The sequence below is a fragment of the Ruegeria sp. BA12 genome (genome assembly GCF_056539625.1).
This window is the reverse complement of sequence record NZ_JBQFVF010000001.1, coordinates 619,487-637,878: the sequence shown is the minus strand read 5'-3', so window position 1 is coordinate 637,878 and position 18,392 is coordinate 619,487. Positions and strand designations below refer to the sequence as shown.

The following is an 18,392-nucleotide window of genomic DNA, read 5'->3' as shown; positions in this document are numbered from 1 at the left end:
ACTAGTCATCCGTATGCCCCGCCCGCAGCCCCTCGCGCACACGATGGGCTACTTCGATGAATTCCGGCGTGTCGCGGATATCCAGCGGCCGTTCCTTTGGCAGAGGGCTGTCGATCACATCAGTGATCCGCCCCGGTCGCGGGCTCATCACCACGATCTTTGTGCTGAGATACACCGCCTCGGGGATCGAGTGCGTCACGAAACCGATGGTCTTTTCAGTGCGCGCCCAAAGTGCCAGAAGCTGTTCGTTCAGGTGATCGCGCACGATCTCATCCAGTGCGCCAAAGGGCTCATCCATCAAAAGGATATCGGCGTCAAAAGCCAGGGCCCGCGCAATGCTGGCGCGTTGCTGCATGCCTCCAGAAAGCTGCCAGGGGAATTTCCCGCCAAACCCTTCCAGATCAACAAGTTCCAGAACTTTTTTAACCCTCTCTTCCTGCTCGCTGGCGGAATAACCCATGATTTCCAAGGGTAGTTTAATGTTCTTGGCAATGGTCCGCCAAGGATATAGCCCCGCCGCCTGAAACACATAGCCATAGGCCCGGCTCCGCCGCGCCTCATCCGGGGTCATTCCGTTGACGGTTAACGTTCCCCCTGTCGGTGTTTCCAGCGCCGCGATACAGCGCAGAAAGGTGGTTTTTCCACAGCCCGAGGGGCCGATGAAGCTGACGAAATCGCCTTTGTCGACTGTCAGGTTCACATCCTTGAGCGCATGGATTGGCCCGTCGTTTGTTTGGAAGGTAAGGTCCAACTGCCTTGCCTCGATTACGGGCTGGGTAGTGCTTTCAGTATTCATTCCATTGCCTTGAAAAGGTTTGGCTTTAGGGTGCCTTGGTGACAATCCCTGCGCAATCAGACACCCGTCGCCGGAATGCCCGTCCGCTCAACCGGGCGCGGCGCAGTCAGCTCTTTCCACGTACTCAGTGCCTTGTTCACGTGACCATTGGGCTCGCGCGCTACAAACTCTCCATGTCCTTCCTGCGTGCGGATTTCACCGTCATGCACGGCCACCTGTCCACGGGTCAGCGTAAAGCGCGGCAGACCTTTGACTTCTTTACCCTCGAACACGTTGTAGTCGATCGAGGATTGCTGGGAATCAGCGCTGATCGTTTTGGCTTTCTCAGGGTCCCATACAACGATATCGGCATCCGCCCCCACAAGGATCGCACCCTTTTTAGGATAGCAATTCAATATTTTGGCGATGTTTGTTGAAGTTACGGCCACAAACTCATTCATCGTCAAACGCCCCGTATTCACACCATGGGTCCACAGCATCGGCATCCGATCCTCCAGCCCACCGGTCCCATTCGGAATCTTGGTAAAGTCACCGACGCCAAAACGCTTTTGGTCGGTGGTAAAGGCGCAATGGTCAGTGGCCACAACGCTCAATGTCCCGGAATGCAACCCGTTCCACAGACTATCCTGATGCTGTTTGTTCCGGAACGGGGGGCTCATGACGCGCCGCGCCGCGTGATCCCAATCTTGGTGGAAATATTCGCTTTCATCCAACGTCAGATGCTGGATCAGAGGCTCACCCCACACCCGTTTTCCATTCATCTTGGCCCGGCGAATGGCTTCATGCGCCTCTTCACAGGATGTATGCACCACGTAAAGCGGCACGCCCGCCATATCGGCAATCATAATGGCCCGGTTGGTTGCCTCGCCTTCAACCTGTGGCGGTCGCGAATACGCATGCGCTTCGGGGCCTGTATTTCCTTCGGCCAGCAGCTTGGCGCTTAACTCAGCCACGACATCGCCGTTTTCAGCATGCACCATCGCGATGCCACCCAACTCAGCCAATCGCTTGAACGAGGCAAACAACTCATCGTCATTCACCATCAGTGCGCCCTTGTAGGCCATGAAGTGCTTGAACGTATTGATGCCGCGCGTCTCGATCACCGTTTTGATGTCGTCAAACACCTGTTCACCCCACCAGGTCACCGCCATATGGAAGGAGTAATCGCAGTTTGCACGGGTCGACTTGTTATCCCAGCGCTTCAAGGCGTCAAGCAGACCCTCACCGGGGTTTGGCAGCGCGAAATCGACCACCATCGTGGTGCCCCCGGCCAGCGCCGCTCGCGTCCCGCTTTCGAAATCATCGCTGGAATAGGTTCCCATGAACGGCATCTCAAGATGCGTGTGCGGGTCAATCCCACCGGGCATCACGTAACACCCCGTCGCATCAAGCACTTTGTCGCCCTTAAGATCCATTCCGATCTCGGTGATCACACCGCCTTCGACCAGCACATCCGCCTTATAGGAAAGATCGGCAGTCACGACGGTTCCGTTTTTGATAACAGTGCTCATTTTAATCTCCCTGACGCGGTCTGCGCCGCTTGCTTCATCTGGCCAAAATACCTCGGGTGAGTCGCTTTTCGGGCGACAGGGGCAGCGTCCCTTACTCCACAATCTCTGCGGTTTCGACGACCGCATGAAACAGAACATCCGCCCCGGCGGCCGCCCAGTCTTTACTGATCTCTTCGGCCTCGTTGTGGCTCAGCCCATCAACGCACGGGCACATTACCATCGCGGTTGGTGCCACTCGGTTAATCCAGCACGCATCATGTCCTGCGCCCGAGATGATGTCGGTGTGCGAATACCCCAACCTCTCGGCCGCATCGCGAACCGCCTTTACGCACCCCTCGTCGAACGTCACAGGGTCAAAGCCGCCAACTTTCTCGAATTCGATCTGCAGGCCCATCTCTTCGACGATATCTTCGGCAGCAACACGCAGGCGGTTAACCATGTCGGTGATCACGTCCAATTCGGGTGAGCGGAAATCGACCGTGAAAACAGCCTTGCCGGGGATCACGTTGCGAGAGTTCGGATAGACATCGATATGCCCTGCTGCACCAACCGCATGGGGCGCATGCGACCAGGCGATTTCATCCACTTTCTCAAGGATGCGTGCCATCGCAAGGCCAGCATTCTTGCGCATTGGCATCGGGGTCGACCCAGTATGGGAGTCCTTGCCCGTCACGGTGATCTGTGTCCAGCTCAGGCCCTGCCCATGAGTAACAACGCCGATGTCCTTACCCTCGGCCTCAAGGATCGGCCCTTGTTCGATATGCAGCTCAAAGAAAGCGTGCATCTTGCGTGCGCCGACCTCTTCGTGGCCCCGCCAGCCGATGCGATTCAATTCATCGCCAAACTTTTTGCCCTCGGCATCCTCGCGGTCATAGGCCCAATCCTGCGTGTGCATTCCAGCAAAAACGCCCGAAGACAACATAGCCGGCGCGTAACGTGTGCCCTCTTCGTTGGTCCAGTTGGTCGCCACGATGGGATGTTTGGTTTTGATGTCCAGATCATTCAGCGTCCGTATGATCTCTAACCCGCCCAGCACGCCCAGCACGCCGTCATATTTCCCGCCGGTCGGCTGCGTATCCAGATGCGAACCTACATAAACCGGCAGAGCCTCGGGGTCAGTCCCCTCTCGGCGAGCAAACATATTGCCCATTTGATCCAGGCCCATTGTACAGCCCGCGTCCGTGCACCATTTCTGGAACAAGGCGCGCCCTTCAGCATCCTCATCCGTCAGGGTCTGGCGGTTGTTGCCCCCTGCAACACCGGGGCCAATCTTTGCCATCTCCATCAGGCTATCCCAAAGTCTGTCGCCATTGATCCTGAGGTTTTGCGCCGGAGCTGCCATTGGTGTCTTCCCTGTTGCTTGCGAGTTGGCTCGCTTTTGGTGTCTTGATTTGACCATCTGGTCAAACTCACGCTATCACGGGTTCGAGATCAGTCAAGAAATTGCATGGTGCCGCCGGAATTTTCGGCATAATTGGCCCTCGCATGGCAAAAAAAGAGACACGCTGGAAACATGCCCAAGGATCGCGCCCCGACCCGAATACAGAAAAAGAACCGCGCTGCGATTCTCGAGGCCGCACTGAACGTGTTTTCCGCCCACGGATTTCGCGGCGCAACTGTTGATCAGATTGCTGCCGAAGCTGGGCTAAGCAAGCCGAATTTACTGTATTATTTCCCGTCGAAAGAGGCGATCCATACTGCCCTGCTTTCGGGGCTGTTGGACACATGGTTGGCCCCCTTACACGAGTTGGATGCCGACGGAGACCCGATGGAGGAAATCCTGTCCTACATCCGCCGCAAATTGCAGATGAGCCGTGAGTTGCCGCGTGAAAGCCGCCTGTTCGCGAACGAGCTTGTTCAGGGCGCGCCGCGCATTCACGAGGCTTTGTCGAATGATCTTAAGGCGCTGGTGGACGATAAAACCACGATCCTGACGCAATGGATGGATGAGGGCAAAATTGCGCGCCTGCATCCCTATCACCTGATCTTTTCAATCTGGGCTCTGACGCAGCACTACGCCGATTTCGATGTGCAGGTCCGTGCCATTCTGGGCAACGAGGATCCGTTCGCAGGTGCTGAACCGTTTATTGATACGCTTTATCGCAAACTTCTGACACCCTAGAAAAACAGTCTCACAGATCCCTTGGCAGACCATTCCATCTTGCCATGATATACTGGGTCAATTGAGGTGACTTTCATGCGGCAGCAACACCGAAAGGAAGGTGACTGCATGATCATTCGCATATTTCAGGTCGTTACACGCCCCGGCAAAGAAGAAGAGTTCGGGAAGTTCTTTCACAAGACGGCGATCCCGCTCATGAAGGGAACGAAAGGGATAGTTCAGGTCATACCCGGGGCGCCGCGTGCCGATACACCCAGAGAGTTTAGTTTTGTTATGGTTTGGGAAGACCTTAAGTCTTTGAAGGCTTTTGTAGGTGACGATATTTCCAGCCCTCATATTGATCCTATGGAAGCTGAACTGGTCGAGTCGCGCTCAATCAGACATTATGAGCTTGTCGACAGTTAGCTTACGGCGATTTTCCATCTAGTTCGCGATTCCCAATGGATAGCTTTGGCTTTACGAGCGGGCGCGTTTCAGAAGGGCTTCGGTCGTTTTTTGATTCCCGATAGCCTATCGAGAGCGAACATTGACCAGACCTGCAGGATCGCTCAAATTTTCTGAGCCATTTGAAAAGGGCTGGCCTATACCAGCCCCTTGTCTTTGTTTCAGTTAACCAATCTACTCGGCCGCTTTCGCCATTGGATTATTGGGATGCGTCGTCCAGTTGGCATAGCCAGGCTGCACTTCATCTCCGGTACGCGGGTCGACCTCACCGGCTGTCATCGGCTCCATTGAGATACACCCGTCCACCGGGCAGACATCCACGCACAGATTACAGGCGACGCATTCGTCATCCATGACCTCAAAAACCCGATCTTCGGACATTGAAATCGCCTGATGGCTGGTGTCTTCACACGCGGCATAGCAGCGACCGCATTTGATGCACTGATCTTGGTCGATCTTGGCCTTGGCAACGTAGTTCAGATTCAGATACTGCCAGTCGGTCACATTCGGCACAGCAAGACCTACGACTTGCGATACGTCTGTATAGCCCTTTTCATCCATCCACTTGGACAGTCCGGCAGTCAGTTCGTCGATAATCTTGAACCCATAGGTCATTGCGGCGGTACACACCTGCACGGTCCCACATCCCAACGCCATGAATTCAGCCGCATCGCGCCACGTGGTCACGCCACCGATACCGGATATCGGCAGGCCTTGCGTGGCTTGGGCACGGGCAATTTCGGACACCATCGACAGGGCAATCGGCTTTACCGCCGGGCCACAATACCCGCCGTGGCTGCCCTTGCCATCAATCGACGGCTCGGGGCTGAATGTGTCCAGATTTACGCTGGTGATCGAGTTGATCGTGTTGATCAACGACACCGCGTCCGCGCCGCCATTTCTAGCCGCCTCAGCTGGCTTGCGGATATCGGTGATGTTCGGCGTCAACTTTACGATAACCGGGCGGTCGTAATACTGCTTACACCAGCGGGTCACCATTTCGATATATTCCGGCACCTGCCCCACGGCCGAGCCCATACCGCGCTCGCTCATCCCATGCGGGCAACCGAAGTTCAACTCGATCCCGTCTGCGCCGGTTTCTGCCACACGCGGCAAGATGGCTTTCCATGCCTCTTCTTCGCACGGCACCATGATCGAAGCGATCAGCGCACGGTCCGGGTAATCTGCCTTGACCCGCGCCATTTCTTCAAGGTTCACCTCAAGCGGGCGATCGGTGATCAGTTCGATGTTGTTCAGGCCCAAAAGCCGACGATCAGCGCCATAAATCGCGCCGTAGCGCGGCCCGTTGACGTTTACGACCGGAGGTCCCTCGGCCCCGAGCGTTTTCCACACAACTCCGCCCCATCCGGCCTCAAAAGCACGGCGGACGTTATATTCCTTATCCGTCGGTGGCGCCGAGGCCAACCAGTAAGGGTTGGGGCTGGAAATACCCAGAAAGTTTGTTGTCAGATCGGCCATGGCTTCTCCCTTCCCGGCTCAGCCGGATTTCTTGAATATCATTTCGGTCGGGCGAATGCGCCCGGCCTTGAGGTTCATGACGTAGTTTTGAAACTTTTCGGGCGCCGTCTCGCCCATCATAAGGTGGATGCCCAATGGGGGCGGGCCGCTCTCGGCGATGCGCGCGAAAACTTCTTCGAAAAAAGCAAGCGCGAACTCGGTCCGGTCTGTCTCGGCTACCAGCTCAAGACCCGCCGAGGCCGCCGCGTTCTTGTAAACCTCTGGTGAATCTACAAAAGAGGTCTCGGCAACAGTTGACCAGGGCAGAGGAAAGGCCAGCGGTTCGTCCACGTCCCCTCCCATCACATCAAACAGGGCAAAGGAACCATCCCAGGCCAAAGCGCGCGACACTTCTGCAAAAAGACCCGACTTGTCTTCGATGTTCATCCCAACGTGCATCATAACGGCAAGATCAAAACCCGCATCGGGCACGGGCATATCCAGTGCGCTACCCACCAGAAAACTTGTTTTGTCGGAATGCCCGACAAGTTCACTCAAAGCAGTGGCCGTTTCGACAAATTCAGGCGTCAGGTCGACCCCGGTCACTGTCGAGTCATAGCGATCCACGATGTAGCGCGACGTCCCGCCGATGCCGCTCCCGACATCCAGCACACGGGTCGCATGGGTCGGCGAAAGCTGGGCAAACAGGTTGTCCGTTGCCAGAACCCCGCCTGTGTGGAACTCATCACCAGCCTTGAGGTCTGCAACCGTGGCCGCGTTTGGGTCAATGCCACTTGCCTTAAGCGCCTCACGCATACGCTCTGTGAGGGCGCCAGTGGTATAGTGTTGTGCAACAGCTTTTTCGATCTGGGACATGAGAATACCTCAGCAGCGAATGGGATGGGGTGAATGCCCCATCCTATCACGAAACAAGCGTTGCGTGGATGTCCATCGCCGCATCGCGGCCTTCGGCCACGGCGGTTACGGTCAGGTCTTCGCCACCAGCTGCGCAATCGCCCCCGGCCCAGACGCCATCCATCGAGGTACGCCCAGCGCCCGTCACAGCGATCTTGTTGCCGTCCAGCGTCAATCCATCCGGTGCGCCATCCAGCGTCTGGCCAATCGCCTTGAGGACCTGATCGGCGGGCACGCGGATGATTTCTCCGGTCCCCGACAGCTGGCCGTCATGGCTGGATGTGTACTCCAGCTCGATCTCTGCCGCTGCTCCGTTTCCATGAACGGCAACGGGTTGCACATTGGTCATGATCTTGACGCCGTGGGATGAGGCGAGGTCCTGTTCATATCGGCTGGCCCCCATCGCATCGCGGCCACGCCGATAAGCGATGGTGACATGCTCGGCCCCCAGCAGTTTTGATTTCACTGCGGCGTCAACGGCCGTCATTCCGCCACCGATCACCACGACGTTGCGACCAACCGGCAAATGCGCCAGATCAGAAGCCTGGCGCACATCCGAGATGAAATCGACGGCAAAGCGCACGCCATCCAGATCAGCCCCTTGTGCGCGCAGGGCGTTCACGCCGGCCAAACCGATGGACAAAAAGACAGCGTCGTAATTTTCGACCAGACCGTCCAGCGAGATACCCTCACCCAGAACCGAGCCGGTCTCGATCGTGATACCGCCGATCTTTAGCAGCCAGTCCACCTCGGCCTGTGCGAAGTCATTGGTCGACTTATAAGCAGCGATGCCATATTCGTTCAGACCGCCCGGCTTGGGTTTGCCCTCGTGGATCACCACGTCATGCCCAAACATCGCCAACCGGTGCGCACAGGCCAGACCCGCAGGCCCTGCCCCGATCACAGCAACAGTCTTGCCAGTTGACGCGGCGCGTTCAAACGGGTGATCCCCGGAAGCCATCACGCTGTCTGTCGCATACCGCTGAAGGCGGCCAATCTCGACCGGGGCCCCTTCGGCCGTTTCACGTACGCAGGCCTCTTCGCACAATGTCTCGGTCGGACAGACACGGGCGCACATGCCGCCCAGAATGTTCTGCGCCAGAATGGTTTCACCCGCCGCCTCAGGTTGCCCTGCCTGAATCTGACGCATGAACAACGGAATATCGATATCCGTCGGACAGGCCGTCACACATGGCGCGTCATAACAGAAATAGCACCGATCTGCGGCCACTGCGGCCTCATGCGTGGCCAATGGCGGGTGCAAGTCCGTGAAATTCGATGTCAGCTCATCGCTGGAAAGCCGCCCGGAGACAATGCCGGGGGCAATCTGGCCCTGTGCCATCGCTCTACTCCCTGTAGATATGTTCGTTATGTTCTTAGCTTGCCACAATCTGATTTTTTATCAATTGGTAAAATTTAGAAAATTATCAAAAAATCAAAAAACCGGAAAATTCCGCCCGTTTTACTGAGGAAATCGCCTGTTTTATTGGCATTCGATACTCCTGTTGTGCCCAAAGACCGATTGCGCAGGGCAGACCGCAGCCACGAATTCCGGTTTTTCCGGCATCTGGTTTTGACGGAGCCAGCTGCGTAATGTAGGTCAAACTCAATCCGAGCAGCGCCGGTCAACGGCCAGATACCTGAAAGTCATTCGATGCAGGCCACCCACCCGAAGTTCAACATCGTCATCATCGGGCAAAACAACCGGCTACAGTATGAGGCACTGCTGTTTGCCGCCTCTCTGCGCCATAGCTCACCGAATTTCGAGGGTCGGCTGTTTGTGGCGGTACCACAGCCCGGCCAGCGCTGGCCGCAAGACCCAAGCATCCGGAACGAGGACGTTCTGAAAGCGTTGCGGCAACTGGATGCGGAAATCCTGCCATTCGACAACCATGTCTTCGGCAACAGCTATCCCCACGGCAACAAGATCGAGGCATTGCTGGCGCTGCCAGAAGGCGAGCCTTTCGTGTTCTTTGACAGCGATACGCTGATCACCGGTGATCTGGCTTCGGTACCGTTTGATTTTGACCGACCTGGCGCCTCGCAAACGGTCGAAGGGACGTGGCCCAAACCCACCCTGTATGGCCCTGGTTTCGATGGTATCTGGAGCGCCCTCTATCACCGGTTCGAACTGGACTTCGAAAGCTCATTGGATACCAGCCAGCCCGAGAATTACTGGCGGCGGTATTTGTACTTCAACGCGGGCTATTTCTATTATTCCTGCCCGCGCAAGTTCGGCACGCGTTTTCTGGACTTTGCCCGCACGATCCGGGATGGGAATATCCCCGAACTGGCCGGGCAGAACCTTGACCCATGGCTGGATCAGGCCGCGCTGCCGTTGGTTGTCCATTCCTTCGGTGGCGGGCGGGATACCCTGCCCCCGGGCCTGCTGGATGGATCGGTCAGCTGCCACTATCGTCTGTTCCCCCTGCTCTATGCCCGCGAAAGCGACCATGTGATTGAGGTGCTTGAAACCGTCGTGGCCCCCAACCGGGTCAAGAAGGTTCTCAAGGGATATGACCCGATCAAAAAGCTGGTTTTGCAGCGTAAGGGCCACAAGATCCGGGACCTGTTCGACCGTGATAACCTGCCCCAGCGCGAACAGGTCATTCGCAATACAATCAAGAACAAGGGCCTGTGGATGCGCTGACAGGATTGTTGTGCGCACGCGCTCAATCGCCTAGAGATTCAGCAACAAACATTCCAACAGGAGATTTTAGCAATGTCTGACGGCCCTACCTACGGTTTTGACACACTTCAGATTCACGCGGGCGCACGGCCCGATCCGGCAACGGGCGCGCGTCAGACTCCGATTTATCAAACGACAGCTTATGTGTTTCGCGATGCCGATCACGCGGCGGCGCTGTTCAACTTGCAAGAGGTTGGCTTCATCTATTCCCGCCTGACCAACCCTACTGTGGCCGTATTGCAAGAACGTATCGCCACACTGGAAGGCGGAGTGGGCGCAGTCTGCTGTTCTTCTGGTCATGCGGCACAGATCATGGCGCTGTTCCCGCTGATGGGACCGGGCTGCAACGTGGTGTCCTCGACGCGCCTTTATGGCGGCACGGTCACGCAGTTCAGCCAGACGATCAAACGCTTTGGCTGGTCGGCCAAGTTTGTCGACACCGATGATCTGGACGCCGTAAAAAATGCCATCGACGAAAACACCCGGGCGATATTCTGTGAATCAATTGCCAATCCGGGTGGGTATGTGACCGACATTCAGGCCATGGCGGATATCGCTGACGCAGCAGGTATCCCCCTGATCGTCGACAACACCTCGGCCACACCGTACCTATGCCGCCCCATCGAACAGGGCGCGACGCTGGTTGTGCATTCGACGACCAAGTACCTGACCGGCAATGGCACGGTCACCGGCGGCTGTATCGTGGATTCGGGCAAGTTCGACTGGTCGGCGAATGACAAGTTCCCTTCGCTCAGCGAACCGGAACAAGCCTATCACGGACTGAAGTTCCACGAGACCTTTGGCCCGCTGGCTTTTACCTTTCACGGTATCGCCATTGGCCTGCGCGATTTGGGCATGACCATGAACCCGCAAGCCGCGCATTACACGCTGATGGGGGTTGAAACCCTATCCCTTCGGATGGAACGCCACGTGGAAAACGCCCAAAAGATCGCTGCCTGGCTCGAAGCAGACGACCGCGTGGACTATGTGACCTATGCGGGTCTGCCCTCCTCGCCCTATCATGACCGGGTGAAAGCACACTATAAAAAGGGTGCCGGCGCATTGTTCACCTTTGCGGTCAAGGGTGGTTATGACGCCTGTGTCAAACTGGTGAACGCGCTTGAGATTTTCAGCCATGTCGCCAACCTTGGCGATGCGCGGTCGCTGATCATTCACTCAGCCTCGACCACCCACCGTCAGTTGACGCCTGAACAGCAAGAGGCCGCAGGTGCAGGCCCCGGCGTAGTCCGCGTCTCCATCGGCATCGAAGACGCAGACGACCTGATCGCCGATCTGGATCAGGCGCTGGCCAAGGCAACGGCCTGAGTCATGAGCGGCCACGATACCAACGAACTGGGTCAACCCATCGGTCTGCCGGTTTCGGGCGAATTCCCGCGTCCCACGCCGCCCTATACACCGATGGAAGGTCAGTATTGTTCCGTCGTGCCGCTGGACGTGAACCGGCATGCGCCCGGACTTTACCGGGCGTTTGCCAACGACGCGGATGGGCACAACTGGACCTATCTGCCCTACGGTCCCTTCGACAGGGAGCAGGATTTCGAGGATTGGACCCGCGCCACATGCATGGATGCCGATCCGATGTTCCACACGGTCTTAGACGAAGACGAAACGCCAATTGGCATGGCTTCATTTTTGCGGATCGAACCCGCGGCAGGTGTGATCGAGGTCGGCCACATTCACTTTTCACCCCTGCTGCAGCGCAGCCCAAAATCGACCGAGACCATGTATCTGATGATGCGCCGCGTCTTCGACGAGTTGGGCTATCGCCGCTATGAGTGGAAATGCGATGCCCTGAATGCTGCTTCCCGCCGTTCGGCTGAACGATTGGGTTTTACATTCGAAGGCATTTTTCGGCAGGCCACCCATTACAAAGGTCGGAACCGGGATACGGCCTGGTATTCGATCCTCGACAGTGAATGGCCGCGGATCAAGGCCGCGTTTGAGGCTTGGCTATCACCTGACAATTTTGACCAGACGGGCCAACAGCGACAACCGCTGCAGGCCCGCAGTCAAGGCAAAGGATCACTCGGCCATCCCGAATTCCATCGACACGTTGACCGAGACTGAAATCTCACCCCCCGCGACAGGCACACCGCCCCCTTCGGCCATGGCCATCGCACGCATCTGCGGTGCGGGGTTGATTCCTCCGACCCGCTCGCTGATCTGCTGAACCTGACCCAGAGTTACATCGGCCGCCTGTGCCAGTTGTTCCGCCTTTGCAGTTGCTTCGGCAACAGCTTTGGCTCGCGCCTGCGCCTGCAGCGGTGCGGGGTCCTGCACACCAAAACTGAGCCCACCGAAATCATTCGCACCGTCCTGAATGACCCCATCCATGATCGTGCCCAACTGTGTCAGGTCACGGACACGGACCTGCACATTGTTCGATGCCACAAAGCCGGAAATCTCGGGCCGTTCACCACTTTGATTGTTGCGCCCGGACCAAACCGGCGACAACGACAGATCGCGGGTTTGAACGTCGCGGGATTCGACGCCCATATCCTCAAGCCGTTTCAGAATCTGCGCCACCGCATCAGATGTCGCCTGCATCGCATTTGACGCCTGCGGGTCTTCGTTGGTGACACCCAATGTGATGGTTGCCATATCCGGTGCAGCCTGAACGGTGCCGGTTGCATCTACCAAGATGCGACGTTCTTCCGCATGGGCCATACCTGCGGCTGTCACGGCCAGCATTGCGGCCAGAAAAGCGATTTTCTTCAAGGTCTTCCCTCCAATATCTTCTGCACCAAGATGGGGCCGCCAGGGTTTATCAGACAAGGGGAAGCGCTGGCTTTTTCTTTCCCTCGGCGAGATCCTGCTTTAATGTCAGCCTGCGGACGAAAAGTCGTTTGCATCGATGCTGACAATTATGGTTCCTCGGGAATATGAAACCCGCCTTTGCGCTGTCTTTTTCTGCAACCGGAATATCTGTGCACCACCAATCCGATGAGGATTGGTTTTGCATTGGTAAGGTTGCATTGGACGCGTCGGACCTGAATGCGCAACTTCACGCCCTGCGGGAAAAAGCATTTGCTTTGGAAAACAACCTACGGTGCAAGGTCATAATCCCGACCGAGCAGGTGCGTTTTTTGTCGGTGGAAACTGACAATCGGCCCTTGGGAGAAGACGCAAAGGAAAAGCTGGCCGAGGCTACGCCATATACGGTCGAGGACTTAGTTTTGGACACCGCGACCGTCGGCCCCACCACCTATGTCGCCGCCGTGACGCAACAAACACTGGATGAGGCACGCGACTTTGCAACCGAACACGGTTTCATACCGGTTCATTTCACTACAGATACCGACGCCAGTTCTTTCCCTTCTGAACCATTGTTTGGGGCTTCAGAAACTGTACCCTTTGCGACCGAGGCCAAAGATGAGGTTCAATCGGACGCAGCAGAACCAAATGTACATCCCATCGCCGCAGAAGCAGCCCCGGATGTATTCCGATCTGCGCCGGCGGCCTCCGCCCCCACCAAAATACCCACTGAGGTATTTACAAAAAAGTACGTTGTACCAGCCACGGCAGCGCTGGGGATAGCGGCAGTGTTGGGCGCATGGGCGCTGATCGGATCAAACGAGACACAAACAGCCGAACCGGAAACGGCACAGGTAGAAGACGCCCTGCCCGCACCCACCCCTCAGGCCAGTGTCGAAACCGAGAACCCGACCACGCCCGGAGTGCCACCTGCCGAAACGGCTGAGCTTGATACGGACGCCACCCTTTCTGAACAGGACGCACCTGCCCAAAACGAGAATATTCAACCCGATCTTTCGCCCACGGACACAGCTATTCTCGAGGCCTTAAACATCGCCCCGACAATCGTGGAAGAGGTTGCCCGCGACCCTGTGATCCAAGCAACGTCAGCCCAACCCGGCCTTGAGATCATCGCGCCCGATCCCCTGTTACCCCCGGCTTTCCCCCCCCAGGATGAGCCGTATCTGGTTTCGGTCGACAACTCCAACCTGTCGACTGACGCCGTTGCCCTGCCTGCGGCACAAAGCTTTGACACAGATGAACCCTTTGAACAGGTTGCCCTGCCCAGCACCGCCGGCGCCCAGTTCGAGCTTGATGATCGCGGCCTGGTCACACCCAGCGCTGAGGGGACGCTGAACCCGGACGGTATTGTCGTCTATCTCGGGCGTCCTTCGAAGACACCACCCGAGCCACCTGTCCGGTTCGAAGAGGAACCCACACTTGAGGAAACTCCTGACAGGTTGGCCGGGCTGCGCCCAAAGCCCCGCCCCAGCGATCTGATCGAACAGTTCGAACGTCAGCAGCTGGGCGGACGAACACGTGAAGAACTGGCGGGACGGCGCCCCAAACTGCGCCCTGCCTCACTGCAACAACAGCCGCAGATTGACTATACGCCAACCGCACTGGCGGTGGTGCGCGTGCCGCGACCAAAATCCCGCCCGGCAGGTCTTGCACCACCTACCGGGACGCAAACCGCCAATCTGGGATCAACGGCGGCCATCGGTCAGGTCGAGGCCGGGTCATTCCAACCCAAAGCCGTTGCTCCCAAAATTCCGTCTGCCGCTTCGGTCGCGCGTCAGGCGACAATCGACAACGCGCTGAACCTGCGTAAACTGAACCTGATCGGGGTTTATGGAACACCCGCCAACCGCCGCGCTCTGGTTCGGCTGCCTAGCGGTCGTTATAAGAAGCTGAAGGTCGGTGACAGGGTGGACGGCGGCAAGGTGATCGCAATTGGTGACAGCGAATTGCGCTATCAGAAAAAAGGCAGGAACCTGACGCTGAAGATGCCGCGCAGCTAACGCGGACGCGAACGCCCGCATTTTGCTTTAACACACGAACTCAAGCCGCTGAAATTTCACCGCTTTCGATCTGTTCGCGTTCGATAGATTCGAATAGGGCCTGAAAGTTTCCCTCGCCAAACCCATCATCGCCCTTTCGCTGAATGAACTCGAAAAAGATCGGGCCGATCACGGTTTTCGAGAAGATTTGCAGCAAGATTCTGGTCTCGCCGCCATCCAGAACACCTTCGCCGTCAATCAGAATGCCGTGCTTCATCATACGGTCCAACGGCTCGTCGTGGTCGGCAACCCGTTCCTTGGACATCTCGTAATAGGATTTGTTCGGGCCAGGCATGAATTTCAAACCCTTCTCGGCAATCGCGTCGGTCGAGGCATAGATATCTTCACTACCAACTGCGATATGCTGGATCCCCTCACCTTTATACTTGTTGAGATAGGACACGATCTGCCCGGTTTCGCCCCGGTCTTCGTTGATCGGAATGCGAATGCGTCCACAAGGCGACGTCAGGGCGCGGCTGAAAAGGCCGGTAAATTTGCCCTGAATGTCAAAAAATCGGATTTCGCGGAAGTTGAACAGAGTTTCGTAGAATTCGAACCACTTATCCATATTCCCGCGATAAACATTATGCGTCAGATGATCGAGGTAATAGAAACCATCGCCACGCGGCTTGGACTGTGTGGTCCAGGTGAACTCTTGGTTATAAGGCGAAGTGTCGTGGTACTGATCGATGAAATAGATCAGCGAGCCACCGATCCCCTTAATCGCCGGAACATTCATGACCTTGTCCGCCGCATCATAGGGTTCTGCACCTTTGGCCACAGCGTGTTCATAAGCTTTTTGCGCATCCACAACGCGCCAGCCCATCGCCGAAGCACAGGGGCCATGTTCTGCAGCAAAGCGGGCCGCAAAACTTTCAGAGTCAGCGTTGAGGATATAGGTCACGTCACCCTGCTGCCACAGCTCGACCGTGGGCTTATCCTTGTGGTGACCAACTTTTTCATAACCCATTCTGGCAAACAGGTCGCGCAACTCCTGCGGTTCGGGGTGGGCGAACTCTACAAATTCAAACCCGTCCGTACCGACCGGATTTTCTTTGCTGATCACAGATTTCGGGGCGTTGTGGGGGAAAGGACCCATGGCGCGTCTCCTTAAAACAGGAATTTCTTTGCTGATTCCAAAATATGCCTTAACTGGCGCTGTTTCTGCGCATAGTTTTCGTGTAAACTAGGCAAGAGTGCGCAAATTCCGCATATTTGCGCGAAATTTTGGAGATTTTCCGCATATGTTGGATTCCACCGATATGCGCCTGTTATCCGCTTTGCAGGTGGATGCCCATCTGACTGCACATCAACTGGGTGAGATGCTGAACCTGTCGCCCAGTCAGGCCGGGCGGCGGCGGCAACGGCTGGAGGCCGAAGGATACATCACCGGATACGCGGCGCGACTGGACCCGCTGAAACTTGGGCTGCATGTTCAGGGATTCGTTCAAGTACATCTGGGCACCCACGGCCCCGAACAATCGCAAAGCTTTGCACGCATGGTGGACACGCGGCCTGAGATCACCAGCGCCTGGACGATGACAGGTGAGGCAGATTACCTGCTGCATGTCTATTGCGACGATCTAGCCGCGCTCAACCGCTTGCTTCACCAGGTGATCCTGCCGCATCCTGCCGTGGCGCGGGTTCAAAGCCAAATCGTGATGGACCAGCTCAAACGCGACGCCCCGTTGCCCACCTGACCCGACCGAAAGGACCGACATGGACGACTTCCTCTATCAGGCTTCGATCTATCTGGCAGCTGCCGTGATCGCAGTGCCGTTATCGGCGCGTCTGGGATTGGGGTCGGTGTTGGGATATCTGGCCGCCGGGATCGTCATCGGACCCATATTCGGGCTGGTTGGTGCGGAAACAGAAAGCCTGCAGCATGTGGCCGAGTTCGGCGTAGTTATGATGCTGTTCCTGATCGGACTGGAACTTGAACCGCGCGCGCTTTGGGACATGCGCGACAGGCTTTTGGGGCTAGGCGGCCTGCAGGTCGGTCTGTCAACTGCCGCCATTGCTGCTGTTGCTATTTATGCGAACCACCCATGGTCCGTGGCGTTGGCCGTTGGTCTGACCCTGTCGCTATCCTCGACGGCGATTGTACTACAGACCCTGTCCGAAAAAGGGTTGATGCAGACGAACGGAGGCCGCGCCACGTTTTCCGTGCTGCTGACGCAGGATATCGCAGTGATCCCCATTCTGGCCTTGCTGCCGCTGTTGGCGCTGCCAGCCATGCCACATATCGAAAGCGACGGATCGATTGACCGCGGCGCGAAGGACTTGCACGACACGGCGCATCACAGCTTATCTCTGGTCGAGGGCCTGCCCGGTTGGGCCGTCACGCTGGTCACCCTTGGTGCTATCGCGTTTGTGATCCTTGCCGGCGTCTACCTGACGCGCCCCCTGTTCCGTTTCATCCACGCCACCCGCCTGCGCGAGATGTATACTGCGCTGGCCCTGATGATCGTCGTTGGGATATCCTTCTTGATGACCCTTGTTGGTCTGTCCCCCGCCCTGGGCGCTTTCCTGGCAGGCGTTGTTCTGGCCAGCTCGGAATTTCGGCACGAAATGGAAAGCGACCTTGAGCCCTTTAAGGGTTTGTTCCTAGGCCTGTTCTTCATCACTGTTGGTGCCGGAATTGACGTCGCCTATTTCTTCAACGACCCGCTTGAGTTGATCGGATTGGCGCTGCTGGTCATTCTGACAAAGGGGGCCATCCTGTATTTGGTCGGGCGCGCCTTCAAGCTGCGCGGGCGCGATCACTGGCTGTTCACGCTGGGTCTGGCCCAGGCGGGTGAGTTCGGATTTGTCCTGCTGGCCTTTTCCACGCAGCAGAACGTAATCCCACCTGATTTGTCGCAGAAACTGCTGATGATTATCGCCCTGACCATGCTGATCACTCCGCTGTTGTTCATCATCTACGACCTTTTGTCCCGTCGGATCAGGGAGAATACCCCGCAGGTCGAACCTGACGAGATCGACGAGAAAGGCCCGGTGATCATCGCGGGCATTGGACGTTTTGGTCAGATCGTGAACCGGTTGGTGCGGGCCAGTGGGTTCAAGACCATCGTTCTGGATCATGATATCGAGACCATTCAACTTATGCGCCGCTTTGGCGTCAAAGGCTTCTTGGGCGATCCGACACGGCCCGAGTTGTTGCGTGCAGCGGGGCTTGATAAAGCCGCCGTTCTGGTTGCTGCAATGGACGACCGCAAGACTGTGACCCGTCTGGTCAGCTTTGCACGTCGCCAACGCCCGGATCTGCACATCATCGCGCGCGCGCATGACCGCACCCATGTGTATGAACTGTACCAGGCGGGCGCGAATGATATCGTGCGCGAGATGTTTGACAGCTCACTGCGCGCCGGTCGCTATGTGCTCGAGAATATCGGCCTCAGCGAATATGAGGCCGCACAAGCCGAGCAGACCTTTTATCACCACGACCGAGCCTCGATCCGGGATCTGGCCGAGCTTTGGATTCCCGGCATGCCGACGGCGGAAAACAAGAAATACATCGAGCGCGCCCAGCAATTCGAGAAAGACCTGGAAACCGAACTGCTGGAACTGGCTGAGAAACACGCTCAGAAATCGGCCTGATCCTTTTTGGTGGATCAAACCG

16 protein-coding genes are annotated in these 18,392 nt (G+C 57.0%); 8 read left to right on the top strand and 8 right to left on the bottom strand.

The genetic code is table 11. The features are described from left to right. Position 1: 1 nt before the first annotated feature. From ACR0B0_RS03170 to ACR0B0_RS03160, 3 genes are all read right to left on the bottom strand, one after another. On the bottom strand, positions 2-796 hold the full coding sequence (locus ACR0B0_RS03170) for an ABC transporter ATP-binding protein (RefSeq protein ID WP_480646377.1): 795 nt from the start codon (positions 794-796) through the stop codon (positions 2-4). 56 nt (positions 797-852) lie between these two features. Further along, positions 853-2,307 carry a dihydropyrimidinase gene (gene hydA / locus ACR0B0_RS03165; RefSeq protein ID WP_170409471.1) on the bottom strand — a complete coding sequence of 485 codons (1,455 nt, stop codon included), beginning with the start codon at positions 2,305-2,307 and terminating at the stop codon, positions 853-855. A 91-nt stretch (positions 2,308-2,398) separates the two neighbouring features. Beyond that, positions 2,399-3,649, bottom strand: coding sequence for a Zn-dependent hydrolase (locus ACR0B0_RS03160; protein WP_170409469.1), 1,251 nt, complete (start codon positions 3,647-3,649; stop codon positions 2,399-2,401). Positions 3,650-3,820: 171 nt separating this feature from the next. Here ACR0B0_RS03160 and ACR0B0_RS03155 point away from each other — a divergent pair, with 171 nt between their 5' ends. After that, positions 3,821-4,429, top strand: a complete 609-nt coding sequence (locus ACR0B0_RS03155) for a TetR family transcriptional regulator C-terminal domain-containing protein (RefSeq protein WP_170374896.1) — start codon at positions 3,821-3,823, stop codon at positions 4,427-4,429. 108 nt (positions 4,430-4,537) lie between these two features. Beyond that, positions 4,538-4,834 carry a putative quinol monooxygenase gene (locus ACR0B0_RS03150; protein ID WP_480646374.1) on the top strand — a complete coding sequence of 99 codons (297 nt, stop codon included), beginning with the start codon at positions 4,538-4,540 and terminating at the stop codon, positions 4,832-4,834. Positions 4,835-5,047: 213 nt separating this feature from the next. Here ACR0B0_RS03150 and preA read toward each other — a convergent pair whose 3' ends face one another. The 3 genes from preA to ACR0B0_RS03135 are packed head-to-tail and all read right to left on the bottom strand — an operon-like array spanning position 5,048 to position 8,588. Next, positions 5,048-6,352, bottom strand: a complete 1,305-nt coding sequence (gene preA, locus ACR0B0_RS03145) for an NAD-dependent dihydropyrimidine dehydrogenase subunit PreA (RefSeq protein ID WP_480646372.1) — start codon at positions 6,350-6,352, stop codon at positions 5,048-5,050. A gap of 18 nt (positions 6,353-6,370) precedes the next feature. Beyond that, the gene (locus ACR0B0_RS03140) at positions 6,371-7,207 is read right to left on the bottom strand and encodes a methyltransferase domain-containing protein (protein ID WP_480646370.1); all 837 of its coding nucleotides are present in this window, start codon (positions 7,205-7,207) and stop codon (positions 6,371-6,373) included. A 46-nt stretch (positions 7,208-7,253) separates the two neighbouring features. Next, on the bottom strand, positions 7,254-8,588 hold the full coding sequence (locus ACR0B0_RS03135) for an NAD(P)-dependent oxidoreductase (protein ID WP_480646368.1): 1,335 nt from the start codon (positions 8,586-8,588) through the stop codon (positions 7,254-7,256). 312 nt (positions 8,589-8,900) lie between these two features. Between ACR0B0_RS03135 and ACR0B0_RS03130 the strand changes: the two genes are divergently transcribed. The 3 genes from ACR0B0_RS03130 (at position 8,901) to ACR0B0_RS03120 (ending at position 12,023) form a co-directional block, all read left to right on the top strand. Continuing rightward, complete coding sequence (locus tag ACR0B0_RS03130; RefSeq protein WP_480646366.1) at positions 8,901-9,896, top strand: hypothetical protein; 996 nt, start codon at positions 8,901-8,903, stop codon at positions 9,894-9,896. A gap of 72 nt (positions 9,897-9,968) precedes the next feature. Then, entirely contained in the window at positions 9,969-11,261 is a 1,293-nt protein-coding gene (locus ACR0B0_RS03125; protein WP_170357970.1) for an O-acetylhomoserine aminocarboxypropyltransferase/cysteine synthase family protein, read from the top strand. A gap of 3 nt (positions 11,262-11,264) precedes the next feature. Next, a complete protein-coding gene (locus tag ACR0B0_RS03120) occupies positions 11,265-12,023 on the top strand; it encodes a GNAT family N-acetyltransferase (protein WP_480646364.1) in 759 nt (252 codons plus the stop codon). On the opposite strand, the gene ACR0B0_RS03115 is transcribed toward ACR0B0_RS03120, so the two are convergent. Next, positions 11,979-12,674 carry an SIMPL domain-containing protein gene (locus ACR0B0_RS03115; RefSeq protein ID WP_170348389.1) on the bottom strand — a complete coding sequence of 232 codons (696 nt, stop codon included), beginning with the start codon at positions 12,672-12,674 and terminating at the stop codon, positions 11,979-11,981. The genes ACR0B0_RS03120 and ACR0B0_RS03115 overlap by 45 nt on opposite strands. 209 nt (positions 12,675-12,883) lie before the next feature. On the opposite strand from ACR0B0_RS03115, the gene ACR0B0_RS03110 reads away from it, so the two are divergent. Beyond that, positions 12,884-14,731 (top strand): hypothetical protein, encoded by a 1,848-nt coding sequence (locus tag ACR0B0_RS03110; protein WP_480646362.1) that lies wholly within the window; start codon positions 12,884-12,886, stop codon positions 14,729-14,731. Positions 14,732-14,771: 40 nt separating this feature from the next. On the opposite strand, the gene hppD is transcribed toward ACR0B0_RS03110, so the two are convergent. Further along, positions 14,772-15,869, bottom strand: a complete 1,098-nt coding sequence (hppD, locus tag ACR0B0_RS03105) for a 4-hydroxyphenylpyruvate dioxygenase (protein WP_170348387.1) — start codon at positions 15,867-15,869, stop codon at positions 14,772-14,774. A 145-nt stretch (positions 15,870-16,014) separates the two neighbouring features. Between hppD and ACR0B0_RS03100 the strand changes: the two genes are divergently transcribed. After that, positions 16,015-16,470 carry an Lrp/AsnC family transcriptional regulator gene (locus ACR0B0_RS03100; RefSeq protein ID WP_058281113.1) on the top strand — a complete coding sequence of 152 codons (456 nt, stop codon included), beginning with the start codon at positions 16,015-16,017 and terminating at the stop codon, positions 16,468-16,470. 19 nt (positions 16,471-16,489) lie between these two features. Further along, entirely contained in the window at positions 16,490-18,370 is a 1,881-nt protein-coding gene (locus ACR0B0_RS03095; RefSeq protein WP_170348386.1) for a monovalent cation:proton antiporter-2 (CPA2) family protein, read from the top strand. The last annotated feature ends 22 nt before the right edge of the window (positions 18,371-18,392 follow it).